The sequence below is a fragment of the Pseudomonas sp. CFII68 genome (genome assembly GCF_000416195.1).
Classification (GTDB): domain Bacteria; phylum Pseudomonadota; class Gammaproteobacteria; order Pseudomonadales; family Pseudomonadaceae; genus Aquipseudomonas; species Aquipseudomonas kilonensis.
Genome location: NZ_ATLN01000022.1, coordinates 40,049 through 64,798, shown reverse-complemented (window position 1 = coordinate 64,798; position 24,750 = coordinate 40,049). Strand labels below are relative to the sequence as shown.

23 protein-coding genes and 1 pseudogene are annotated in these 24,750 nt (G+C 55.3%); 18 read left to right on the top strand and 6 right to left on the bottom strand.

What is annotated here, in order from left to right; genetic code table 11:
• Window positions 1–121: 121 nt before the first annotated feature.
• The 6 genes from CFII68_RS23570 (at window position 122) to CFII68_RS23590 (ending at window position 6,738) form a co-directional block, all read left to right on the top strand.
• Entirely contained in the window at window positions 122–1,090 is a 969-nt protein-coding gene (locus CFII68_RS23570) for a helix-turn-helix domain-containing protein (RefSeq protein WP_033062406.1), read from the top strand.
• Between the two features lie 58 nt (window positions 1,091–1,148).
• A complete protein-coding gene (locus CFII68_RS23575; RefSeq protein ID WP_018601440.1) occupies window positions 1,149–1,655 on the top strand; it encodes a helix-turn-helix domain-containing protein in 507 nt (168 codons plus the stop codon).
• A 359-nt stretch (window positions 1,656–2,014) separates the two neighbouring features.
• Window positions 2,015–3,463, top strand: a complete 1,449-nt coding sequence (locus CFII68_RS23580) for an APC family permease (protein WP_018601438.1) — start codon at window positions 2,015–2,017, stop codon at window positions 3,461–3,463.
• Between the two features lie 149 nt (window positions 3,464–3,612).
• The gene (locus CFII68_RS0125755; protein WP_018601436.1) at window positions 3,613–4,875 is read left to right on the top strand and encodes a DUF1173 family protein; all 1,263 of its coding nucleotides are present in this window, start codon (window positions 3,613–3,615) and stop codon (window positions 4,873–4,875) included.
• A gap of 71 nt (window positions 4,876–4,946) precedes the next feature.
• Window positions 4,947–5,669: a haloacid dehalogenase type II gene (locus tag CFII68_RS23585; protein ID WP_018601433.1), complete on the top strand. Its 723-nt coding sequence runs from the start codon at window positions 4,947–4,949 to the stop codon at window positions 5,667–5,669.
• Between the two features lie 178 nt (window positions 5,670–5,847).
• Window positions 5,848–6,738 carry a universal stress protein gene (locus CFII68_RS23590; protein ID WP_018601432.1) on the top strand — a complete coding sequence of 297 codons (891 nt, stop codon included), beginning with the start codon at window positions 5,848–5,850 and terminating at the stop codon, window positions 6,736–6,738.
• Between the two features lie 110 nt (window positions 6,739–6,848).
• On the opposite strand, the gene CFII68_RS26400 is transcribed toward CFII68_RS23590, so the two are convergent.
• The 4 genes from CFII68_RS26400 to CFII68_RS23605 all read right to left on the bottom strand — a co-directional run bounded on the left by CFII68_RS26400 (window position 6,849) and on the right by CFII68_RS23605 (window position 9,771).
• Window positions 6,849–7,091 (bottom strand): OprD family outer membrane porin, encoded by a 243-nt coding sequence (locus CFII68_RS26400; RefSeq protein WP_256211702.1) that lies wholly within the window; start codon window positions 7,089–7,091, stop codon window positions 6,849–6,851.
• Complete coding sequence (locus CFII68_RS23595; protein WP_018601430.1) at window positions 7,003–7,782, bottom strand: AraC family transcriptional regulator; 780 nt, start codon at window positions 7,780–7,782, stop codon at window positions 7,003–7,005. Before CFII68_RS23595 ends, CFII68_RS26400 begins: the two co-directional genes overlap by 89 nt.
• Before the next feature lie 146 nt (window positions 7,783–7,928).
• Entirely contained in the window at window positions 7,929–8,639 is a 711-nt protein-coding gene (locus CFII68_RS23600; RefSeq protein WP_172681155.1) for a hypothetical protein, read from the bottom strand.
• Window positions 8,640–8,787: 148 nt separating this feature from the next.
• Window positions 8,788–9,771 carry an aldo/keto reductase gene (locus CFII68_RS23605; RefSeq protein ID WP_172681154.1) on the bottom strand — a complete coding sequence of 328 codons (984 nt, stop codon included), beginning with the start codon at window positions 9,769–9,771 and terminating at the stop codon, window positions 8,788–8,790.
• A gap of 389 nt (window positions 9,772–10,160) precedes the next feature.
• Here CFII68_RS23605 and CFII68_RS23610 point away from each other — a divergent pair, with 389 nt between their 5' ends.
• Window positions 10,161–11,141, top strand: coding sequence for an AraC family transcriptional regulator (locus CFII68_RS23610; RefSeq protein WP_018601423.1), 981 nt, complete (start codon window positions 10,161–10,163; stop codon window positions 11,139–11,141).
• A 233-nt stretch (window positions 11,142–11,374) separates the two neighbouring features.
• On the opposite strand, the gene CFII68_RS23615 is transcribed toward CFII68_RS23610, so the two are convergent.
• On the bottom strand, window positions 11,375–11,749 hold the full coding sequence (locus CFII68_RS23615) for a helix-turn-helix domain-containing protein (RefSeq protein ID WP_018601421.1): 375 nt from the start codon (window positions 11,747–11,749) through the stop codon (window positions 11,375–11,377).
• Window positions 11,750–11,850: 101 nt separating this feature from the next.
• Between CFII68_RS23615 and CFII68_RS23620 the strand changes: the two genes are divergently transcribed.
• The 11 genes and pseudogenes from CFII68_RS23620 (at window position 11,851) to CFII68_RS23670 (ending at window position 23,244) form a co-directional block, all read left to right on the top strand.
• A complete protein-coding gene (locus CFII68_RS23620) occupies window positions 11,851–12,969 on the top strand; it encodes an NADH:flavin oxidoreductase (protein WP_018601418.1) in 1,119 nt (372 codons plus the stop codon).
• A 723-nt stretch (window positions 12,970–13,692) separates the two neighbouring features.
• Entirely contained in the window at window positions 13,693–14,493 is an 801-nt protein-coding gene (locus tag CFII68_RS23625; RefSeq protein WP_018601416.1) for a hypothetical protein, read from the top strand.
• Between the two features lies 1 nt (window position 14,494).
• Entirely contained in the window at window positions 14,495–16,960 is a 2,466-nt protein-coding gene (locus CFII68_RS23630; protein ID WP_018601414.1) for a DEAD/DEAH box helicase, read from the top strand.
• 56 nt (window positions 16,961–17,016) lie between these two features.
• The gene (locus CFII68_RS23635) at window positions 17,017–17,631 is read left to right on the top strand and encodes a hypothetical protein (RefSeq protein ID WP_018601412.1); all 615 of its coding nucleotides are present in this window, start codon (window positions 17,017–17,019) and stop codon (window positions 17,629–17,631) included.
• 214 nt (window positions 17,632–17,845) lie between these two features.
• Window positions 17,846–18,009: pseudogene (locus tag CFII68_RS28125) on the top strand (IS5/IS1182 family transposase); the annotation flags it as partial.
• A gap of 651 nt (window positions 18,010–18,660) precedes the next feature.
• A complete protein-coding gene (locus CFII68_RS23645) occupies window positions 18,661–19,797 on the top strand; it encodes a hypothetical protein (RefSeq protein ID WP_018601408.1) in 1,137 nt (378 codons plus the stop codon).
• Window positions 19,797–20,411: a 3'-5' exonuclease gene (locus CFII68_RS23650; RefSeq protein ID WP_018601406.1), complete on the top strand. Its 615-nt coding sequence runs from the start codon at window positions 19,797–19,799 to the stop codon at window positions 20,409–20,411. The genes CFII68_RS23645 and CFII68_RS23650 overlap by 1 nt, the downstream gene beginning before the upstream one ends.
• A complete protein-coding gene (locus tag CFII68_RS23655; RefSeq protein ID WP_018601404.1) occupies window positions 20,405–20,989 on the top strand; it encodes an AAA family ATPase in 585 nt (194 codons plus the stop codon). The genes CFII68_RS23650 and CFII68_RS23655 overlap by 7 nt, the downstream gene beginning before the upstream one ends.
• A complete protein-coding gene (locus CFII68_RS23660) occupies window positions 20,986–21,771 on the top strand; it encodes an aldo/keto reductase (RefSeq protein ID WP_018601402.1) in 786 nt (261 codons plus the stop codon). The genes CFII68_RS23655 and CFII68_RS23660 overlap by 4 nt, the downstream gene beginning before the upstream one ends.
• A gap of 95 nt (window positions 21,772–21,866) precedes the next feature.
• Window positions 21,867–22,676 carry a TIGR02391 family protein gene (locus CFII68_RS23665; RefSeq protein WP_033062388.1) on the top strand — a complete coding sequence of 270 codons (810 nt, stop codon included), beginning with the start codon at window positions 21,867–21,869 and terminating at the stop codon, window positions 22,674–22,676.
• A 70-nt stretch (window positions 22,677–22,746) separates the two neighbouring features.
• Window positions 22,747–23,244, top strand: a complete 498-nt coding sequence (locus tag CFII68_RS23670; RefSeq protein WP_018601397.1) for a GIY-YIG nuclease family protein — start codon at window positions 22,747–22,749, stop codon at window positions 23,242–23,244.
• 542 nt (window positions 23,245–23,786) lie between these two features.
• Here the strand turns inward: CFII68_RS23670 and CFII68_RS23675 are convergent.
• The gene (locus CFII68_RS23675) at window positions 23,787–24,701 is read right to left on the bottom strand and encodes a LysR family transcriptional regulator (RefSeq protein ID WP_018601395.1); all 915 of its coding nucleotides are present in this window, start codon (window positions 24,699–24,701) and stop codon (window positions 23,787–23,789) included.
• Between the last annotated feature and the right edge of the window lie 49 nt (window positions 24,702–24,750).

Below are 24,750 nucleotides of genomic sequence, written 5' to 3'. Positions count from 1 at the left end.
GAGCGTCAGCACCAGAGCACTGACATGACCCAAAGAGAATTATGCATAATTCTCTTATTGTGAGAATATCGCGCAACGAGGCATCCTAAGAACAAGAATATTGGCCGAGGCTTTCGACATCATGAAAAATCAGAACATCAGCCATTTTCGTGACATCCATGTCCACGCCGCCACCGTCCAGGAATGGAACCAGGACTACAACCAGTTAACCGCCGGTTCGGCTGAGAGTTCGCTGATCCAGTTGTCGACAGGGCGTTGCCACGTATTCCGCGAGCAGATCAACCAACGCGTGGTGCAGCATGGCGTGGCCCCCCGAGGCAAGATGTGCTTTGCCGTGCCCATCACCGTCCCGGGTTCGATTCGGATGCAGGGTCGGGAGGTGGACGAGAGCAGTCTGTTCTTTCTTCATGGCGGCGAAGAGTTCATGTTCCACATGCCGATGGGCATGGAACTGCTGGCCATTACCTTCGAACGTGAATTGTTCGAACAGGCGTTGGCGCAAACCGCCTCGGCCAAGGAAATCAGCCAGTTACTCCGCCAACCCGTAATCAGGCTCCCCGCGCAACGCTACGCTGACGCTCGACGTCGGATGCTGGCGGCGTTCTCCCAGGCGCTCTCGAACGAAGAACTCGACAACGCGCAAGATCGGGAGCTGGAACTGGAACAGGCCATGCTCGACGAGCTGCTGCAACTCATGACCGACCCGGCCTGTGATAAGCAGCAGCGTTCGCCAAGCTCCACGCGCAGTTTCATTGTCGAGAAGTGCCATCGCCTGGCGACCGCGGAGCTGAACAACGTGCCCAGCGTCGATGAGTTGTGCCAGCGACTCCAGGTGAGTCGACGTACCGTGCAGAACAGCTTCCGCTCGGTTGCCGAGACGACCCCGCTCAATTACTTGCGCTCCGTGCGGCTCAACGGTGTACGCCGGACCTTGATGACCACCCAGGCGTCGCGTCTTTCTATCGGCGATGCCGCCGCCCAATGGGGTTTCTATCACCTCAGCCATTTTGCCGCGCAATATCAGGAACTGTTCGCCGAGTTGCCGTCTCAAACCGCGCGCGCTGCCATCAGCGGTTGCGCGCTCGCTTGAATATCAGCCTGCTGCACTGCGCAACGGGCTGGCTTGACTTCACAAGGATGTAGAAACGATGAATAGCCTTCGCCGCCTGCTCAGAGTCTTCGACTTGTTTCGCCCCGAGCAGCCGGTCATCGACGTGGGCATCATTTGCCAGGAGCTCGGCTACACGCCTGCCACCGCCTATCGTTATCTGCGCGAGCTCGGCGACGCGGGCTTCTTGAAGCGGTTGCCACGCGGCTATGCACTCGGCCCTCGAATCGTCACGCTGGAACATCAGATGGCGAACTACGATCCGTTGCTGGCGTGCAGCCGGGACCTGGTCGACAGACTGGTCGACGATACCGACCTGGATGCACTGGTCAGTGAGTGGCATGGCGATTCAGTGGTCAACGTGCTGATCCAGCGGGGTTCCGATGTCGGCCCGGTCGGTGGCGACAGGGGGCGGCCGATCGATCTTTTCCACAGCGCGACCTCGCGGGTCGTGTTGGCGTATCTGCTGCCGCGCCAGATCCGACGCATCTATGACGCTCACGCGATCCCGTCCAGATTGTTGCACCTGGGGATCGCCCTGCAGTGAAGCGAGAGGGGCCGCACACCCTAAGGCCTGTCGGTTAGCAGCAAATCTGTGGGAGCAAAGCTTGCTCGCGATTGCGGTAAGCCAGCCGACAACAATATTGGCGACGCTGCCGCTATCGCGAGCAAGCTTTGCTCCCACAGGATTTATGCCGTTTGCTCCTGACTGACAGGCATTAGTCACACGCCAGGCTTTTTTTGAGGCGAACGCGCTGGTTACCGATTTGGGATAGTGGGGTGTTCAGGGAGAGGCATAGGATCGAATCCAGCGTGCGACAAGAACAATAACGCTATTCGGTGACGGTGAGCGGTTGACTGCATCGATCCTACAGCACCTGCCTCATACAATAAGGTCAAGAAAACATGAGTGTACCTCTCCCGGTCAACAGCTCCACGGAGCTCAAGCGTGGGGCCTTGGGTGTCGGCTTCATCATCTTCTTCGTGGTTTCGGCGGCGAGCCCCTTGAGTGTCATCGCCGGCGGTTTTCCCATTGGCATCATGCTGGGCAACGGCGCCGGCACACCGGCGTTGCTGATCCTGGCGTTGCTGGTGTTACTGGCGTTCTCGGTGGGCTACACGACCATGTCCCGGCACGTCACCAACGCCGGCGGTTTCTATGCGTTTACCTCGCGCGGCCTGGGTGGCCTGGCCGGTGGCGCGGCGGGGGTGCTGGCGATGTTTGCCTACAACATCCTCCAGGTCGGCCTGTATGGCATGTTCGGTGGGGTGGTCAGCGGCACGATGGAAAGCGTGTTCGGCCTGGTATTGCCCTGGTGGTCGTACTCACTGATGGCGATGGCCAGCGTTGCGATCCTCGGTTATCGCAAGATCGATCTGTCGGCCCGGGTGTTGTCGGTCATTGTGATCGCCGAATACCTGGCGATCCTGCTCCTGGATTTCGCCATTCTCAGGACGGGCGGCGACAGTGGCATCAATCTCGACGCGTTCGATCGCAGCCATGTGTTCAGCGGCACGCCGTCAATCGGCTTGCTGTTCTGCTTCGCTGCGTTCATCGGCTTCGAGGCCACCACTATCTACGGCGAAGAGGCCAAGAACCCGCAACGTACGATTCCGATTGCCACCTACTGTTCGGTCTTGCTGATCGGTGGGTTCTACGCGCTGTCGGTCTGGTCGATGGTGATTGGCGTAGGGGCGGACAAAATCGTCTCCACGCTTCAGGCCTTGCAGGACCCGACGACGTTTATCTATGGCATGTCCGATCACTTTGTCGGCCCGCACCTGACCCAGGTCATCCGCGTGCTGTTCATGGTCAGCATCTACGCCGGGCTGCTGGCGTTCCACAATGCCGCAGCCCGTTACTTCTACGCCATCGGGCGTGACGGCTTGCTGCCCAGCCGGTTAGGCACCACCCATCGGGTCCACCAGAGCCCGCACATGGGCTCGGCGTTGCAGAGCTTGATCTCCGCCGTGGTCGTGCTGATTTTCGCCGCGATGGATGCCGATCCGATCCTGCAACTGTTCGCCTGGCTGTCCAACCTGGCGACGCTTTGTGTGATTTTGCTGATGGCGCTCACGTCCGCCGCGGTCTGGGTCTTTGCCCAGCGCCACCCCGAGCTCAAGCTGGGGATCTGGCGTGGACGGATTTTCCCGGGGTTCTCTTGCCTTGCGCTATTGGCTGTCCTGTTTATCGCGGTGGTGCATTTCGATGTGCTGACGGGCGCGAGCAAGGCCTTGTCGTATGGCCTCTGCGCGATCATTCCTGCAGCCCTGCTGGCTGGCGTATTCCTCGCGGCGCGACTGCGCAAGGTGGCGCCGCAGCGGTATTTGGTGCTGGGGAGTCATAAGCTTTAGGAGCCTGTGCTGGAGAGCGGGTCGGCTGGACATGAGTGAACGAAACCGAGGATTTATGGGGCTGGCTGTGCTTCTTCTCGCCAACTCCGTAAGCTTTGCCTCACTATTCACCGTCACAGCGGATCCGACGCCGACAAGAAAGGGACGACATGTCAGAGATTTACAGCGTGGAAGTGCCGGGTGCGAAACACCCGTGCACGAAAACATACCAGACGCTTGCCGAGAGTGCCGATCAATGGCAACTGTTGCTGAAAAGTGCCCATGGCCAGCAGGCCAAGTGTTTATGTAAAGGCAACGGCTCAAAGCACCTCAATATCCGACACCTCAAGGTTCTGAAGCGGTACGTTCTCGCAAGGTATGCGAACACAGGCCCTGAGCATGCCTTGGATTGTCGCTTTTTCAGCGAAGCCGAGTATCGGACGGGATTGCAATCCTACGTTGAGGGCGTGGTGGTGGAGGGGGATGAGGATGACGTCACTGTTCGTCTCTCTCAAGCGATCCAGCTCAGGAAGAAGAACGATGACGCCGAAGTCAAAGTCAAAGTCGACCTCCCACTCAATCCCCGAAAACCGGGGCGAACACAGCGTGCAATGAAGCTCCGGGGATTGCTGGATCTGCTGTGGACGCGCAGTGATCTAAATACCTGGCACCCCAACATGGAAGGCAAGCGGGATGACTCGATTCTTCAATGGAAGCTCAAGCAAACGGCGGAACACATCAAGACCCATCGAATGACGCTGGACAACGTTCTTTTGTGTCCAGCACAAGAGGGTCCCAAGTGTGGAGCTCGAAACTTTGCAATTGTGAAACAGGCAGGTCGACTCAAGTACAGGCTGGTCACCGTCGGTGTACTTATGCCTTACATCGAGGGTGAGTCCGTAGATCAGATGCAAACCCTTTCGCTGATGAACAGTAAAGGCATGCCCATGATGTACCTCAACGGGCGTACTTGGCCGGATGCACAAAAAAGCTTTGGCCGGGAGATTGGTGCCTGGAAAAAGGGTGCCAAGATCATTGCCATCGCATTTTTGGAGCTTCGACAAAAAAACGATCGTTATAGCGATGTTCTCGAGGTTGCCTTGATGCACGTGAGCGACATGTTGATTCCCCTGGACTCCGGTCTGGAGGGCAAGGTCGAGGCGATGCTCCGTGAGCAAAAGCGTAAATTCTCAAAGCCGCTGCGTTTCGATGGCGATGACAAAACGATCCCTGACTTCTGGCTGAATGATCTGGATGAGGAGTTTCCGATGGAAGTGTTTGGGATGAACACGCCTGAGTATTTGCAACGTAAGGCCGACAAAGTTCTCCACTATCAGACTAAGTATTCACAGCGCTTGGGGTGGTGGTTTTGGGATGCTTATCAGAACAGCGACGTGGCAAGCAGTCCTGCTCTGCCGCCTGCGACGAGGTAGTCGCTACGGCGGGGAAGTCTTGCACCGCAGCCCGGCGCGCCAGGGGTCGTAAATAGCAGAGGAGTCTTGCGATGACGCTTCCACGAGCGTTGGCATTCGATGTGTTCGGTACCGTGGTTGACTGGCATTCAGGCATCGCACGTGAGGCGAGTCCATTCGTATCGACCTACCTGCCCGCTGTCAGCCCCGCAGAATTTGCAATGCAATGGCGCCGGTTGTATGCGCCAGCGCTGCGCGAGTGCATCAAGGGGCATGGAGGCTTCGTCGTGCTGGACACGTTGCACTACGAGACGCTGGTCCAGTTGTTGACGACTTACGGCCTGGAAGTCGACCAGATTGCCCCCGAGGCATTGCACACGCTTGCCCATGCCTGGCGTCGCCTGGACCCTTGGCCTGATGTGGCCGAGGGCCTGGCCTTGCTGCGCCGGCGCTTTGCGGTGGTGACCTTGTCCAATGCCAATGTGGCCTTGATGATCGCCATGAACCGCTACAACGGTTTGCAGTGGGACGCGCTGCTGGGGGCGGAATTCGCGCAAACCTATAAACCGGATCCTGCGGCGTACCTGTCCACGGCCAGGGCACTGGACATCAAACCCGCTGAACTCTGCCTGGTGGCCTGCCACCACAGCGATCTTGCGGCAGCCAGGGAGTGCGGCCTGATGACGGCCTATATCGACCGGCCCCTGGAGTACGGTGGAGCACCTGCCCCCGATGCAGCCCAAGCCCAGGATTGGGACTGGCAAGCCGATGGTTTCATCGACCTTGATCGCAAGCTTCAGGTGATGTCTACCTGATCAAGCGCATGAGCCGTTGAATGCCTGGCTGACGATGGTACTTGATATATATCAACGTCACGGTTGCCCTGACGGAGGATGGTGAACCTACAACGAAGATGCCTGTTGCAGCGGCAAACACGACAGTGGCCCGCCGTGGCAGGCCGTGACAAACGTGCAAGTTCCATGGAGTCCGATCATGAGCCAGTATCAACGGTTATTGCTGATCATCAACCCGGCCCTGCGCCAGTCCCAAACCCTGGAACATGCCGCGGCCCTGGCCAAGGCCAGCGGTGCGCGCTTGCACATCGCGGCCTTGATCCCTTCCTGGAAACTGTTGTCGCTACTTGAAGAAGGCGACCGGGAACAGGCGCGCGAAGGCTACCTGCAAGACCATCGAGATTGGCTCAAAGACCAGGCAAATCACCTGCGTGAAAGAGGCATCGAGGTGACGACGGAGGTGGTCTGGGCCGATGACATGCAGCAAGACATCCTCGATCACGTCGCCGAAATGCAACCCGACCTGCTGATCAAGCAGGTGCAGCACGAGTCCGCGTTCAAACGGGCTTTTCTTACTCCACTGGACTGGCGTTTGCTGCGCCACTGCCCGGTTCCGGTGTACCTGATGGGTGAAGGTGATCTTCCCTTGCCGCGCAAGGTCGTGGCAGCGGTCGACGCTTCCAATACCCTGGCGCAGGATAACGAGCTCAATGAGCGGATCATCCAGCAGGCACGCGGACTCGCCATCCAATGTGATGCCGAGCTGCACCTGCTGTACGCCTGCGACATTTCGATGGTGTACATGGGCGATATGGGCGGCGGCGGGCTAACACTCTCGGACCTCGGCGCGCAGTTGCGCAAAGAACATGCAACATCCTTTTTCGACCTCGCCGACCGACATGGCGTGGCCGCTGACCGACGTCATTTCATTGAAGGGCACCCTGTCGCGGTGCTGAATGCGTTCGCCGATGAGCAGCATATGGATGTGATTGTGATGGGCAGGGTCCAGTCCCATGGCCTGGAAAAGCTTTTGGGTAGCACGACCGAACATACCCTGTATCAGGTGCCTTGCAGCGTCCTGGCCATCTAACGCGACCAGAATCGCCCATAACGAAGCGACAGGCATGAGAGTGTCCTGTTTGGAAAGAAATACATCATGACCGGCTGCTGAAGCAGCCGATCACCGATTGACGTGATCCGTCAAAATTTAAATGTGTACCGGAAAATCAGGCGGTTTTCGTTGGCGCTATCGGCGTACGTCGACCGATTGGTCGAGTTTCGCCACTGCGCTGACACATTCTTGAGCGGCCCACTCTGGATGGTGTAAGTGATATCGGTCACACGCTCCCATTCCTTACCGTCCTCTCCTTCGAGTCGTAAGCGGGCGGCCTGAGCGGAGCCCAGCAACGTCGGGTCGACCTTTTGTCCTTTTGCATACTTCAAGCCAAGGGTGAGTCCAGGCAAGCCTGCCAGGGGATTCCTTGAGGAAGGCACCCACCGTGGCCGGCGACTGCGCGATTTTCATGTCGAGGAATTTTTTGTCGAAGCTGACCATGGTCGCGGGTGCGTCGTACTCGATGTCCTCACAGAAGCGCATGCGGTAGTCGCTCTGATCCGCTGGCCTGGCCGCCCGAAAGCTGAGCTTGTGCAGGGGGATACGCTGATTCACCAGCCAACATGACAGCCCGTGGACGAGGATAAACCAAGTGCCGTAGGCAAACAGACGGCGCAAGACACCTCGGTCCTGTACCACGATAAATGCAAGATCGTCCTGGACCTGCAACTCGCCCTGAATGTCATCCAGTACAAGACGCAGGAATGACAGCATGCGCTGCAACGCCTGACCCAACGTGCGGCAGTCCAGGAGCGCATGGCACATCAGTTTGAAGTTGCCGCGACGCATCGGATGGCTGTCGATGCCAAAAAACTCATCGTCCAGCAGGTCGGCAATCTCCACCCAGAGGCGGGCAAAGGAGGTCGCTGAGACCCTGGCTTTTGGGGCGTCGAGCAGTTGAGAGTCGATGTCGGCATTGGCTAACGCAGCTGTCAGGTCCAGTTGCCTTTGCCTGGCGCTATGCAATGCCTCATGCACCAAGGCAATTGATGTGGTGCCTTTGTCCTGGAGGGGCGTCATGGATATTCCGCGCGGGTGTGGTGGGCCTTAATGTAGGGCTAACGCACATCCACCGCCAGCGTGACCGCAATCAACTCAGTGCAGCCGGTCAGTACTGGCTGGATTCGCCTCAATTGCCCGGGCAGTTACAAACAATACCTTTATCTTTAAGTCGGAGGACTGAACGAAGGGCGTTTTCTTACTTTCGCTGCAGAGTTTAACCAGAGCAGAATGGCTGCGAGAGAGGCGGTTATTATCAGCGTAAGCCACATGATGACCAAGAGGGTGAAGGTGACACTATTGTTTAACTCGCGAAGAATGCCGAAGGCAAAAGCTGTGTACCAAGACACACCCGAAACTGCACCTGATGCGAGAAACAAGGTAGCTCTCCTGAGGGAGACTCCAAAGAGCAGGGGGCGACTCAAGTCGCGCAGTGCTTCTGGCAATACAAACGCGTGAATGATTATTCCATTGATGGTCAGGACGGCCACCACCATGACCTTCGCCCAGAGTTTAGGATTTTCAAACTTTTCCGGCGACTCCATCGCATAAAGAGCAAGGAAACCAAGGCCTGAAAGCCACAGGAGGCATAGTCCAAGAGTGACCGCGTCGCTGATGAAGTGAAAGGTGCGTCCGATTTCAACGGGGAGGCTACCCCTACGCATCCAACGCAAAATCCAGAGGTCCAGCATCGTCGCCCCGCCGAGACCGAAACACATACCGAGCAGGTGTAAACCTACAAGGAGTGTCAGAACCTTCAACTGTGGGAGTGGATCAGGCAACGGAACGCTAAGCGCAAGTGTGTCCGCGAGTATGTGACCACTGCTGGAGAGCGCAAGTAGGCCGCCGAAAATCATGAGAGACGTTCGTGTTTTCATTTATTACGACCTTAGGCTCGCGTTCCTATTTGAACGCGTGCACAGTTTATTTGCTGGAGAATAAGGTCCTTGAATTCTCAATGTTATGGATATAAGTGGTGGTCGTGAAAGGAAGTTAAAGTTTGCTCCGGTAAAACGCCAATTCAGTTCAGGAAGGAACCGGTGCTTGAGCATCAATCAAACTCTGGCTCTTCAATTCCTCCCAAAAGGCTGCCGGAATACCGACCTTCATCGCCTGTACATTGGAAACTACCTGCCCTGGCGAACGCGCCCCCGGAATGATCGCGGACACTTGTGGATGTGCCGCTGCAAACTGCAAGGCGGCAGTATGAATGTCGATGCCATGTCGGCTCGCAACCGCCATGATTCGCGCGCGCTTTTCTACCGCACCGGCAGGTAGATCCTGGCTGAAGTTATATCGGTTGCGACCGCCCAGAAATCCGTCATTCAAGGGGGTTCCAACGACGACGCTGGTGCCTTTTCGTTTCAATGCCGCAAAGGTGCTGCGCAACGCATCGCCGTGGTCTAGGAGGGAATACTGGCAGGCGAGCAACACGATGTCTGGCGTCGGGTCATTACTGGCCAGTGCCTGAACCACGGCGTTCGGCGTATTGACGCCGAAGCCCCATGCCTTGATGAGCCCTTCATCACGCATCTTTTCAAGCTCAACCATCGCCCCTGTGCGCGCAATTCGATACGCCGCTTCCCATCCGCCTTCCAGCTCAGTGTTATCGGGCGAGATGTCGTGGATAAAAACGATATCGATACGTGGTAGCCCCAGACGCTGCAGACTGTCTTCCACGGAACGTCGCGTGCCTGCTGCGGTGTAGTCATATCGGTAGTTGAAGGGGGCTGGCGACTTCCAGATGGCATGGTCCGCGCGCAGGCCACCCGCAGCCGTCAATACGCGACCGACCTTGGTGGAGATCACATAGTCGTCTGGATCTTTGTCATGAAGGAAGCGGCCCAGACGATATTCGCTCAAGCCAAACCCGTAGAACGGCGACGTGTCGTAAAGCCTTACACCCGCATCCCAAGCAGCCTGCAGAACCAAGTCCGCCTGTTCGTCGCTGATCGGCGCAAAAATATTGCCGATCTGCGTCCCGCCCATGCCAAATCGTTGAGGTGTCATGTATCTCATTGTATGGGAGGACGGATTGAGGGGCAGGTTTGCGCGCACGAGCCGCCCTTGCGTAGGCATCACGCTTCCGCGCTCTGTCAGCGAAGAGGGCGCTGGGGCTGTAGCCGCCGAACTTGCGACACTCAATGCTGGCAGCAAAGCGGCTGCAACAGCACCCGTCGCCGAATAGGTAAGAAAATCTCGTCTGTCCATCCAACTTTCCTTTCGCGACTGAGGTTTCACGGGCTCATCGAAGCCGGTATTCGTACTAGAAGTTAGAACAACGAGGGTTGGCCGGGTGACCCTAATGCGCCATATCTTTTGCACAATCCTGCCGATGCACTTGTGCTGGTCACACACTCTCAGCAGACTCGAACATTCCGTAAATAGGGGGGCATGTAATGACGAGCGGTTCCTTCTCGCAATTCCGTTCCAGCCATGTGCATTCCCTGAGCGTGCACGAACCCGCTCAGCCCAACGAACGCCTCCAGGCACTCAGACGGCTTATCGAAAAAGTCACTTTGCAGATTGGCTTGGCCGAGGCTTGCACGACGTCGATTCCAGGTTTGGCCTTTTATCGAGTGGCCGAACTGGGTACGCCCAAGTACTGCATTTATGAGCCTTGCGTGGCCATCATTCTGCAGGGCGCAAAGGAGATCACGTTCGGCGAGGAAGCCTGTGAGTTCGGGCAAGGGGCGTTTTTTGTCACTTCGGTCGATATACCCACACTGGCTCGCGTTAACGCGGCTAGTGAGCAAACCCCTTATTTATCAGTTGTGTTGAAGCTCGATTTTGCCATGCTCAACGAGGTGATCCTGACCCTGGAATCGCCAAAGCAGGAAATGGCTACTGAGGCGCGGGGCTTCGTATCCGGTGTGGCGACGAGTGAGATGCTCGATGCGTTCGCTCGACTCGCCACGCTGATCGAACGGCCGCTTGAAGCAGGCTTGATGTCGGGCCTTATCAAGCGGGAGATATACGGTAGGCTGCTGCTCAGTGAAGCGGGGCATTTGTTGCGCAGCGTCACTCGCGATGGTTACCGAGACAAGGGCATCGTGAGAGCCATTGAGTGGCTGAAATATCACTATGACAAGCCGCTGCACGTGGCCGAGCTCGCCGAACGATCAGGAATGGCCAGCTCTACCCTGCATCACCGGTTTCGCAAGCTGACGGGTACCAGCCCCATTCAGTATCAAAAATCGTTGCGGCTGCAAGCCGCGCGCAGCCTGATGTTGACCGATAGGCTAGACGTGAACACCGCCGCATTGCGCGTCGGCTATGAAAGCGTCGCCCAGTTCAGCCGCGAATATGCCCGACGTTTCGGAGCCCCACCCTCCAGAGACATCAAGCACGCACGGGAAAATGGTGGGCGGCTCGACTAACCGCGTCACGCGTGATTCGAGTATGTAAGACGACGCGGAGAAACGATCAGGCCCCTCGTCCGTTACCTCGCCCTTGCGGCAAAGGGGACGAAGAGTGTGGGGCAACAAGTGTCCGGGGCAGACTCATTCTCTCAGATGACGCATCGGACTATCGTGCCCGGCAGCAGGTGAAGAACTCACACGCAAGTTGTCCCAGATAATCTGAAATATGCTCAATAAAAAGAATCACTCCGTCAGCTTATTTCTGCGGCCTCATCAAACTTCAACCGGGCAGCTTCAACATCAGGCAATTTATCAAGCGTCCATTTATGCAATTCGCGAAATGGCTGCTGCAATGTTTGACCAAGTGGGGTGATCTCATACTGCACTGCCACGGGCGAGAACGAAATGACCTTGCGCGAGACGAGGCCATTTCGTTCTAACCGCCGTAGGGACTGTGTCAGTGCCTTCTGAGTGACGCCCTCCAGGCGGCGCCTGATGGCATTAAAGCGATGCGGCCCGTCATCAAGCACAGCCAGAACCATCATCGACCACTTGTCTGCGATCTGGTCGAATAATGCCCGGCTCGGGCAGTCTGCCGAAAAACACTGTGGCTTCAATTCCAGCATCGAAGTTTCCTCATGTATACCTAGGCTACTCTAGGTGCCTAATTGACATTAGGTCTACAAAATATACTTATGTGGCTCCCCAAAGCAATGGAGTCCATCCAATGTCGAACCCTGATACCAGCATTTTATTCCGTCCTTTTTCCATCGGCTCGCTTGAACTGAAAAACCGGATTGTCATGGCGCCCATGACGAGGCAATTTTCGCCGCAGGGCATTCCCGGAGAAGGGAGTGCTGCGTACTACCGGCGGCGCGCTGAAGGTCGGGCCGGATTGATTTTGTCGGAAGGGACCGTCATCGATCGTCCCGCTTCACGTAACGGTTCCGGCATTCCTTTTTTCCACGGTGAGGCAGCGCTGGCCGGATGGAAGAACGTGATCGATTCGGTTCACAGTGTGGGTGGTCGTATGGGACCGCAACTCTGGCACACCGGTGCAGTGCGTGACATCAGCGGCTGGGAGCCTGATGCGCCGGTTGAAAGCCCATCTGGTCTCGATTCACCAAACGAGCCGCGCGGTGTGGCAATGAGCGAAGAGGATATTGCTGACACGGTTGCTGCATTCGCCAAGGCCGCGGCGGATGCCAAACGCCTGGGTTTCGACACCGTTGAGATCCATGGGGCGCATGGTTATCTGATCGATCAGTTCTTCTGGGCCGGCACCAATCAGCGCACCGATCATTATGGCGGACCGACGATCAAAGAGCGCTCGCGTTTTGCCGCTGAGATCGTGTCTGCCGTTCGTCATGCAGTCGGCCCCGAATTTCCTATCATCATGCGCGTCAGCCAATGGAAGCAGCAGGACTTTGGGGTGCGCCTCGCCGAGACCCCTGCACTGATGGAGGACTGGCTGCTGCCGTTGGTCGAAGCGGGTGTTGATGTTCTGCATTGCTCGCAGCGACGCTTCTGGGACCCTGAGTTTCCCGAAATTGATGGTGAGAACGGGCTGAACTGCGCAGGCTGGGCGAAGAAAGTCACTGGGGCGACAACCATTAGCGTCGGCTCGGTCGGGCTGGATAACGATGTTACTCACGCATTCGCCGGCAAGGGCTCAACCCCTGCGAGCCTGGAACGGCTCGTCGAGCGTATGGAGCGCGAAGAGTTTGATCTGATTGCTGTAGGACGTGTTCTGCTGAGCGACAAGGACTGGGTCGCTAAAGTGGAAAAAGGCGATTACGCGGATCTGAAGGGCTTCAATCCGGCATCTTTAGCTGAATTGGTTTGAGTCTGAGTGGGGAGTGTGATGCCACAAAGGTTTTAATCTGAAGGGGTCAGAGGTCTGGCCTCGGATGTTGCGAGGCCGAGATCGTAATCTGTTGTTGAGTGCGCCATGACTGTTTCAATGACTGAGCCTGTTAAGGGCACTCAACATGTTATGAAAAGTTTTTTCGGACTCGGTTGAATTCTGTTACAGGCTGTCTGGATCCCCAAAGAACATTTTGACTGGGCTCTAGGGCGGTGGTTTCAGGCTTTAAAAAACTGGTGATGCCCCCATTTTTGCCCCCAGTGCATCAGGTTCGCGAGTGACGATTTCCGACAGAGCCAGATGGATTCAGATGGCTTTCAGTAGTTCATAAGTGCGGGGGAGTGGCTCACGCTGCCTACCTCTCAGTCGGGAATGACCAGCGGCGTTGGATGGGGCTGTCTACAGTGCTGCGTATCTTTCAATCCGACGCTGATTGACCTACGAACGATTGGATATTTATACAGCTGTCACGCAGACTCCGACGATTTGTACCAAAAATTGTCTCCGATCTTGTTTACCGGTCCCGACAATCGCGCTAACTTGCGGTAACGCTGGCACAGTGCCGCTATCGGTCATCCCTGACTAGATCTCACTCGCGCGCACAGCTGCTCAGCTGGTGCCTACCCTTAATCAGGGCGGGATCATTGATCGCGCGCAGCTACCGCAAGAGGATTCTGCGGTTTAGTGTTTGTAGGAAGTGTTATGGATGGCGTGAGCTTCAAGCAGGTAGACCAGTATGCCCTGTGTTGTGTCGAGAATTTTTCTGATGAGCTTAAGCTCGCGCTGAGGGAAAACCTCACCCGTATCTGCCATGGTGCTGATCAGGCCAGCAAGGACAGGGCGATCTACAAATACCCTGCGACGATTAAGCACTTCTGGAGCGAGCGCTATTCCAAGAAAACTTGGGAAACCCGGATTGGTATGCTGGGTGAGCTCCTGTCTCACGTCATCATTCTGAAGCTCTTCCCCAACTTCGATGTGGTCTCCCCGTTCTTCAATATGGAAGAGAAGAGTATCCGGAAGGGCTTCGATCTCCTCCTATACGAGACCTCAACCAACAACGTCTGGATCACCGAGGTCAAGTCGGGCGGCAGAGGGGCGGACAAGACTTCTTGCTCGGCCACAAGTGCGCAATTGCGTTTGGCTCGGGATGACCTCAAGAGGCGTTTGGCTGAGCCGGAGCTCAATCACTGGCTCAACGCGATCAATGCCGCGAAAAATGCGATCCACAACAAAGCTAATTACCGGGACTCGGTTATTGAGATCTTGGAGATGGAAGGTGATTTGGCTGAAGAAGACGGGGCGAGTGCTTCGGACAACAATGTGTTTCTGGTCTCTGCCCTGTTCAGCGAAGTGTCCCAGGCTATCGCCGAAAATACCGTGTCAAATTTCACCACCAAGCTGGTAGCTGAAGCTGTGTTCAAAACGGTGTGGGTGCTGTCCCTCCACAAAGGCACCATGGAAAAGCTGGAAGAGTTTTTGAGGCAGGAGGCGGAGCAGTAGCATGGAAGAGCTGACTATCAGGAAGCTGGGCAACACCAAGTTCAAGGATCTGTATTTCCAACTCCTCAAGGGAGACGAACTGGGTAACACAGAGATTGTGAAACTCTTGGCGATCGCCGTGCTGCTCCTTAACCACAAGACCCTCGAAATTCGGCGTCTCGGCTACCGCATTATCCTGTTTTACGGTAACGCTTCGGGTCAGTACCAGGCGCTGTACGATGTAGCACTCAACAGTGGTCTGCACCCTGTTTCAGCAGTAATCAGCAGCTACTTTTCGGAGGATGATCACCGCAGCGAGTCGTTCATCCGAAACATCGTGGGCAGCTACATCGATACCTTCCGTGATCAAGGCATCGTGCTGACTGAGCAACAGGATGCCCTGCGGACATTTGTTCAGTCGGAGTACCGTAAGTCGTCAGTCGTGGTTGCTCCGACCAGTTACGGTAAATCTGAGCTCATCATCCAATCGGTGAGGGAAAATCCAGGGCAGCGGATCCTGATCCTCGTGCCTTCTAAGGCTCTGCTGGCCCAGACGAAAAAACGGTTGATCTACGCGGACATTGAGGGGTTGGGCAAGGTGGTGACCCACCCCGAGATGTATTCGGTTGAGCGAAAGAACAGGGCATTTGTCCTGACCCAGGAGCGGCTCAACAGGCTCTTGAACGAGAACGCCGGGCTGAGCTTCGATATGGTCTTCGTCGACGAGGCCCACAACCTGCTGCAGAGCGACCGCAGAAGTGAGTTACTTGCTGCCATGCTGTGCATCCTGGGGGCTCGTAATCCGGAAACATCATTCAAATTCCTGACTCCCTTCCTATGCGATGAACTCAACGTCCGTGTGCGCTTCCTGGACATGATCCCGAGCGGATTCAAGATCGACGAGTACATCAAGTCTGAGCGCTTCTACATCAGGGATTTTAGGGCAGGGAGGGGCCAGACGAAGCTCAAGCTCTATGACCATTTCCTGAATGACTGGATGGAGTTCGATCGGAGGTATGCCAACTGCTTCGAGCTCATCAAAGGCGAAGCACTGTCCAAAAACATCGTTTACGGCAACAGGAAAAAAAGCATTGAGTCATTTGCGGTTGAACTGGCGGCCGTGCTGCCGCCCGTAGATTGTCCGCTGATCCAGACGGCCTGTGCCGAGCTAGGGGAGCTTTTTGACCGACGCTACAAACTGATCGGCTGCCTGCGCAAAGGGGTTATGTACCACCATGGTTCGATCCCTGACACCATCCGTCTTTACTTGGAGAACCTCTTCAGTAGCTCCAAGCAGATGAGGTTTCTGGTCTGCAACTCCACACTTCTGGAAGGGGTGAACCTGCCGATCGAACGACTCTTCGTTTTTGATTTTTTCAAAGGGAAGCAAAAGCTGACGCCATCTCAATTCAAGAACCTGGTCGGACGCGTCAACCGGTTCAGTGAGGTCTTTGCGCCTGGAGCTAAGGCTGCGTTGAGAAAGCTGGAGTCCAGCATCTACCTGTTGGGCGTAAATGGCTACACACGCGACAATGCAGCGCTTGAGACTTTCTACGATAAATCCGTCAACGTCTCAAAGGTGGTCAAGGACACTGTCAGCAACGTTCTGCTTGAAGCCACCAAGATCATCGATGGGAAGGTGTCGGTTCTCTACGACGACGCCGTGGCTCGTCTTGAGAATATGCATCCTGGCGTGGTTAAAGATCGAGAGTGTCGGTACGTTACCACTCAGGTGGGCAAGCTCCTCATTGCGAACAGTGTCAGTGAAATTGACGTGTTCTCAGAGGAGGAGGCTATTGAACGGAAGATCAGACGAGGCATCGAGGCGAACGGCGTCATCAATACCGTTGACAGGCTGATGCTTGCGATCTCCAAATCGTTCGTCGATCACTTCGACGACAGCCGAGAGTACAGCGACCTGGTGCGTCTCAAGCAAGAGCCTGCCCGGAATTTCTACGCCATGATCCTGGATTGGAAGCTGAAGAAACTCAGCGTCAAGCAGACGATCCGACAGACGCTCGCGTACTGGAAAAAGCTGGTCGAGACTAGCCATAGCGATCACGTATTCGTGGGTAAATGGGGTGATACCAAATATCGCGACAGCAAGTACGAGAACTGGGTAAGAATCTCCCAAAAGGATGACGGCGAGCGTATTAACCTGGCAATTGTCCGTCTCAAGGACGAGGACGATTTCTTCGACAACAAGATTTTCAAGTTCGTCGAGGTGCTGAATGGGGTAGGTGCCCTGGATCCAGGCTTCTACAAACTCATCAAATACGGTACTGCGGATGACACGAAGATCAAGCTCATCCGCGATGGCTACAGCCATGGCCTAGCGGATCTGATGCTCGAACGGTACCCCGAAACTGTGCGTGCGGCGCTTGGCGGCGAGATCGAAGTGAGCCCTCGCCTAGTCAACATGATGATAAACAACGAGGAAAGCGATCTGCTGATTTTTGAAGCCAAGATGAACCTCAAACCCATCTGATTGAGGATCTTGGAAGCGGCTGCGAGTTTGATCAGGATAAGCGACAAAATCTCCGTATGTCGGAACCGCTACTAAAGCTGTTTTTATTCGTTAATGAGCTGGGTGGTATTTTGAGAAAAGACAAGTTTCCTTGGGATGAATCGATTTCGTTTGATGACTATAAGCTTGATCATGCTTATACGCAGACAATGATGAACTTTACGTCAGTGGATAGATGGCTATATCTAGGGGCCGACGCAGGTAATGACCGCTTCGCTAAGATAGGTATAACTATGGGGGATCTGGGCTCTCGGTCATACAGCTCAGCAAACCCTAATTACTATTTGTTCTGTGCTTTTAAATGCAATCATGATGTGTCTAGAGATGAGTTGGTACATATGGAGAATGTTTTACTTGAAAGATTGGATGATTTGTTTCAGTACGGCTACGGTGAATCTAAAAGGATGTATCATTATGAGTCGGGTGTCCTGTCTGAGTGTTATCAAGATGTAAATTTTCAAGAGTTTTTTGTGACTCTACATCAGGAGATTTATGATGGGTTTAGGCACAAATTTGTTATTAGTGAAATGGTGAACGAAATTGGGATAGGGTATGGAGAGTTCGTGGATTGCCTGTTCAGTCACAAGATAACGAATCATCAATATTTTAGGGACATGATTATCCAGTACTAACGAACTGTTAAGAAATTTTGGTGGCAATGCATTGGAGAGCACCGAGGCAACGACACGATTCTGACATCGTTTAAGCGTAATGATGGCATCGCCAACCCTTGGGGGGCTTGTTGAAAGTTCAAATGAAAAGACTGCCGGGCATGGTGCCTGGCACTCTGCACGAAATCCTAAGAAACCCAATCGATGCCCTTCGGGGGCTTCGTTTTGAGAAAAGCCAGATCGCTTCGGTCCGTGGTCAACGGCGTGCCAACGTTTTCGAGGCTGGCGAAACCTAGGGACGTCCGGTCAGATCTTCAACCGCTTGCATCTCAGAATGAATGAACGGGTCTGATCGATCTGCAAGCTTGGACGGACGACGCAACCGCTGTGCGAGCATCCTGAGCCTCGTGATGCTCTGCGACGCTAACTATACACTGTTGCGTTTCCTCTTCTCAGTATGACGCGCTGCCCGCGATGCTCGGCCAGTCCCTCTTCGGCCAGGAAGTGAGCGCGCTGACTTGGCGGGTCAGCGGTCACCAAACATCAAATGTTGGAGGCGAAGCGCGGGGACAATGGATCGAGAGAGTTCTGCGGTCAAAGCCCCGGCGGCATTTAGAGGGACGTCGATCCTCGATGTCTGGGTGATCGGGCCGAGCATCTGTCTAGTCCACTTCAAGTCGTCCGCAGTGCAAATGATGACCTCAAAGCAGCAAATAAGCGAACGAAGCACCATTTCCAGCATCGTGCAATTGGTCAAGCGCGTGCTGCAGTGCTCTATCTGATCTGCGAGGCTTTCTACTAGTGGCCTTTGATCCAGTGCGTTTCGCTGGGTTCGCAATTTATTTGGATCACATTATGAGGGGCGCTTAAGCGTGGGATGCTGCGGACAGCGAAACTACTGGCTCAGCCATATGAGCTGGGCTTGCCCGTGAGCTCAGAAATCAAGCTATCATCTAGCCATTACTGTTACCTACCAAGGATGGGCGGGTAGGCACCCTAAATGGGCGCTCACTCCATCTGATGATCCGATGGCAAGCAAGGAGAATCGCAGTGAGATCCCAGGTCAGAATCATCGACTCGACGCAGTTAAAAAACGCCAACCCGAACCTTGTAGATCCTGTCGGTTACCGCAAAAGCGGGCTGAGCTTGAATCACATTATTGGCTGTCCACTCGATTGCAGCTACTGCGTTCGTCATCTCTATGGAAATTTTGATCAGCGAACGCCGCAAGCATTGATGAGCGATGAAGAAGCCTTCCAGCGATTTATCACTCACCGGTATTTCCAGCCTCATATCACACCCATTCAGTTGTTCAACCGGGCCACCGACCCGATGCTCCCCGAGGTCAAGAGTCATACCCATAATCTGCTGCGTATGCTTGATGAGGCCGGGCTGACCAACAATGTGCTTGTGATCACTCGATGGCGTGTATCTCAGGACGATTGCGAGCGCTTCAATACGCTCAGAAATATCAAGCTAACAGTGCTGGTTACGTACTCAGGAATTGATGATCCGAAGGTCGAGCCCATCAAGTCTTCGATCGCTGCCAACAGTCTGAAGATGCTGTTCCGCCATGCCAGGCACTACAAAGTGGTGTTGTATTGGCGCCCAATCGTTCCAGGGCTAAACGACTCGTTTGAACACATTGCAAAGGCCGCGGCGCTGGCCAACCATGCCCATGCGACCGTATTTAGCGGGCTGTTCTATCGAAAGGAAATAGCCGAGTTTTACCAGAGCCAAGGAATCCCTGAACCTTACAAAATGACGGCAAGACGAAAACTACTCCCGCTGGAAGATGAGCATAGGTTGCTCAGATTGTATGGGGAACAAAATCAGGTGACACCGATCTTCCACAAAACCTCTTGCGGAGTCGCCTTTGCGCATGCACAACCCGATTACAACGGACACTTCGGCATCACCGAACTATGCGATACCTGCCCAAGCTCCCAATTCTCCATCTGCAAGGCGGCATGGAAGAAGCCAGATCTGCAGATTCTCAATCGAATGTGCCAAGAGCTGGGTGCTGTGGAAGCCCCGCAGGTGAACGACCGTGCGATTGTCGTTCGTGGCCTGGATGAACAGCGTCGTTACTATTTACAGCACTCACTAGGCTATCAGGTGCACGACGCTGACAAACCCCATCACTACGCGCGCCATGGCCGCGCCGAGGCTACAAGGAATCTCTGATGCTAAAAACAGACTTCGCCTGGCCCTCTGAACCAGTCATCATCGTAGACGTTGAGGGCAATGGGCATATGCCACCCGACTTGGTCGAGGTGGGAATCGCCTCATTCCCACCGACGGAAAACCGCGAGATTTTGTCTTGGTTAATCAAGCCCGTCCACCGGATCACTTGGCAGGCCCAGCGAATCCACGGTATTAAAAACGCGGAGCTGGAAAATTGCCCATCCTGGGCTGAGATCATGGATGACGTCGAGCAGCACCTGCAGGGCCGATGGTTCGTCGCGCACAATGCGTCGATCGACTATGGCGTGATGAAGCGTCACCTACCCGAATGGTCGCCAGTGGGGGTCATCGACACTTTGAAACTTGCTCGTCACGTCTACCCTAACGCCAAGAGTCATCGGCTTGAGTCATTGCTCATTGACACAGGGCTGCGCGACAAGGTCGCCGACCAGCTCCACCGGGCAGCAGATGATGCTTATGCGACGGCCATATTGCTTGATCATCTCATCGAAAAGTCGGCTGCCAGCACTTGGCAGGAGATCTGCAAAATCGCGCAGCTCAAAACGCAACCTTACGAGCAATCGCCTCCCCCGGAACAAGGAAGCCTATGGTGAAGCCTGTTCTTTTAGGTGTCACTGGAACCCACTCCACGGGGAAGTCCACCTTCTGTGAAGCGCTCAAAGTTTCACTTGAGTGCAAAGGCATCTGCGTTGCTACCATCCCATCGTTCGGGAAGCTTGCGGTACAGCAAGGTATCCCGCTGCTCACTCAGCATACCTACGACTCCACGATGTGGTTTATCGACCGTACGCTTGAGGCGCAACGAGCAGCGGCTGACACTGCCGAGGTGATATTGGTCGATCGACCGATCATGGATGCCGTGGCGTATTGGAATGCCGCAGTCGAGCATCGAGGTACATCTGCACCGATGCACCAGGTAGAGGCGGTCAAATCATTAATCACCAGCCAGCTTCCTGGCTACACGATGATCGTTGCGACCAGGCTTGATAGCTCCATTGCTCTCGGCCCAGGACGCGATACCAACTTGCCTTTCAGGGCGTCCGTCGACAGCCATTTGCATCAGATTTTGAGCGACTTCGGGATCCAGCATCAGATGCTTTTTCCTGACGTACGAGATGTTCTTCTCGATAGCTTACACATCGAAATCCTTCAAAGGTTGGAGCACTTATGACCGGCCCCCGTACGGGACTCTTGGCAGGAAAGCAGGTGAGGCGTCTCGGATTTGGCACCATGAGGCTCACGGGGCTGGGCATCTGGGGCCCGCCTGCTTCCGAAACTGAAGCCGTCCAGCTCCTGCGTAAAGCGGTGGAGTTGGGCGTGCAACACATCGATACCGCTGACGCCTATGGGCCAAATGTGGCCGAGGGGCTAATTCGTAAAGCGTTGTTTCCCTATGCTGACGACCTGATCATTGCAACTAAAGGTGGCTTCACCCGTCAAGGTCCCGGCAAGTGGACGCCATGCGGCGTTCCAGCGTATTTGCGCCAGTGCGTTGAGATGAGCCTCAGGCAGCTCAACGTCGAAGCGATAGATCTGTATTACTTGCACCGTGTCGATCCAAATGTCCCCTTGGCTGACCAGGTCGAGGAGCTTGAGCAGATGCGACAAGAAGGGAAGATCAAATGCCTGGGCTTGTCGAAAGTCGATATTCCTCAAATCACGCAGGCGATCGCGATTGCACCCATCGCCGCGGTTCAGAATCAATTTAGCATCCTGGATAACCAGTCCGAGGATGTGATCCGCTGGTGTGAGCAGAACGAAATAGCGTTCATTCCCTACGCGCCTCTGAGCGCCGGAAGGTATTTTTCAACCGGTGAGGTTCGAGGCCAGTCCGCCTCGGCAACCCATGCCTTGAAATGGCTTCTGAACTACTCGCCGGTCATGTTCCCAATTCCGGGCACATCCAGAGTTGAGCATCTGGAGGAAAACCTCAGATCGGATATTGAGGGCTAGCACCTCGTGCGCTCTCTCATTCGATACATTAGCCTATGGGCTATTTTTCGCAGCTGCTCGAGCGGCACTCTAGTGTTTACCGATGGAGATTGGCTTTGAGTACCCGCATCCCACCTTTTAGTTCGCAACACCTAGAAGCTGCATGTCGTGTTCTGGCTGATACGGAACGTGGCTTGAGCGGCACTCAAATTGGATATCTCCTCCAAGACATTCGCGTTCCGGACGCCGACGCCAACAACACCAAGTGGAAGCGCTTGTTCAACGCTTTGGCACAAATGCAAAAGCAGCATCAGGTCGGGAACCATCTCATTCTTTTCATCAACAGCGCTATGAATCCTGTGAGCTACGCCCGGGATCGTGAGGCCTTTATTTGGCGCAGGGATGAACTCAACGTTGTCCTAGCATTCTCGGGATTCTATGTGCGCGATGATGGAAAGGTCGGGCGTGCGGACAAGGCAACCACACTGGATGTGGCCCGTGCTCGTGTAGGCCGGCTCAAAGCTGCGCTAGAAGCCCGAGCAGTACATGAGGAGGTTTTGAAATATTGTAGGGCAGAACTGTTGAGCGAAAATTACTTCCACGCCGTATTTGAGGCTACAAAGGGGATTGCGGCACGAATCCGAAATCTTTCGGGCTTGAATGGTGATGGCGCCGATTTGGTGACAAAGGCTTTCCTTGGGCAAAGCCCAATGCTTGCCTTGGGCCCCCTGGCCACCGAATCTGAGAAAAGTGAGCAGAAGGGATTTGCGAATCTGCTAATCGGACTGTTCGGGGCCGTCCGCAATCCTTTGGCGCATGCGACGAAGATAGATTGGCCTATGTCCGAGCAAGACGCCCTCGACATTCTCACGATGGTATCGCTGATGCATCGTAAGCTTGATGTCACCCGAAAGATAAACCCTTAGGTTCAGTAGGGTGAGCCAGCGGATTTCTTCAGCCCCTTCGTCCCGACTCACCTCTATCGAGAAAAATGCGATGCCGGTCTATTTCATTGGTCAGGTACAGGCCAACAATTGCATCCACATCAAAATTGGGCGCGCTAGCGACATCACGCGCCGGCGTGGTCAGCTACAGACCGGTAGCCCCTTTCCTTTGGAGGTGATGGGCTGGATTCATTCAGAAAATGATGCAGCTCTTGAAAGGAAGCTCCACATCCATTTCGCGCCACAGAGGCAGATAGGAGAATGGTTCCGAATCGAACCTGCTGACGTCTTGCCCATCCTGATGGATGAAGGTGAAGATGGATTCATAGCGAAAAATGCTAATGCATTCGAAATCACGGGGTATGGGCGAGACGCGTTACCGGAATACGTGGGCGTCTGGGCGTGGGGTGATTTGGAGATTCAAGAGTGCTGCCCGTTTTGTGGATGCTTTTGCGGTATGCATTACCAAGACGCTTCCGGCATGTGCCACTGCATCAATTGCGATGTGCTCACAGACTTTTCGGATATCTCGGAGGAAGATTGTGATTGATCCTCGCGCTTCGAACTTTCTCGATCATGGCCGTGAAATTTGAAGGCGCTGCCGCGGATCGGTGGCCCAGTGAAGAAACGCGAGATTGGGTATTCGTGGCGGGGGTTGGAGGTGATCAACGTCTAAGCCGTCCGGCAATTCACCTACCCGACCCCGGCCATAAGAGCGAGAGGGTAATTCACCATACGCTTACACCGGTTCTTCATTGATCGTGTTGGTCTCCGTCACGTTTGGTCATGCCGCTATGTTCGGGGGGAGGATCGTATCGTGTCTCTGCACCGGGCCGGCAGTATTTCATAGGGGCCAGAAGATAGTAATCGACACGCTGATGTAATCGGATAGCGCTCGACGGCGGTTTGCGACCAGTAGTATGACTTTTCCGAGAAGGGGCTGCCGGACCTTAGGTTGGGGGCATCCTTTTCAAACCATCCAAAGCATGCCCTCAGATGTGCCCCCAATGCAGCAATCCACTGGAAATGAATGGAGCTCCATGGTTTGTGGAAAGGCAAAAATGATCAACTGAATCGCCTGCCCGACGACGCCTAAAGACTCTCAGGATCCCCGAAAAACATCTGAATCCGCGACCGCAACCAGCGCTCCCCAGGGTCGTTGTCCTGGGAGCCGCGCCAGGCCATGTGCAGCTCGAAGCTGCGCACCGGTATGGGTGGGTCTTCGGCGCGTACGCCGCCGGCGGCGGTCAGCGCGTCGGCGGTGTAGTCGGGCACGGTGGCGATGATGTCGGTGCCCGACAGCAGGGTGCTCAGGCCGTTGAACTGCGGCACGGCCAGCACTACGTGGCGCTTGCGCTCGAGTTTCGCCAGCTCTTCATCGATGAAACCGCTCAAGTCACCCGCGAAAGACACCAGGGCATGGGGGCGAGCGCAGAATTCGTCCAGGGTCAGTCGTCCTGGGGCGGTGTCAGCCCGTAATACTTTGGGCATGCTGCGCCGCAAGACCTTGCGCTTGGCGTTGGCCGGCAGGTCGTCGGTGTAGCTGACACCGATGGAGATTTCACCGGACGCCAGCAAACCGGGCATCAGAATGTAGTTGACCCGGCGCACCACCAGCACAATGCCGGGTGCTTCGGCCCGCAGGCGCTTGAGCAGCATCGGTAGCAAGGCGAATTCGGCGTCGTCCGACAGGCCAATGCGAAACACCGAGGTGCTGGTGGCCGGGTCGAATTCCGCCGCACGGCTGACCGCCGTGGAAATCGAATCCAGGGCCGGGGAGAGCAGGGCGAAGATCTCGACCGCCCGGGCCGAAGGCTCCATGCTGCGGCCGGTACGTACGAACAACGGGTCATCGAACAGGCTGCGCAGGCGCGACAGCGCGGCGCTGATGGCCGGTTGGCCTAGGAACAGTTTCTCGGCCGCGCGAGTCACACTGCGTTCATGCATCAGTGTTTCGAACACGATCAACAGGTTCAGATCGACACGCCGCAGGTCATTACGATTCATCTGGGGTCCTGGCAGATTCGGCAAGCTTGACGTGAGCGGCCATATGGGA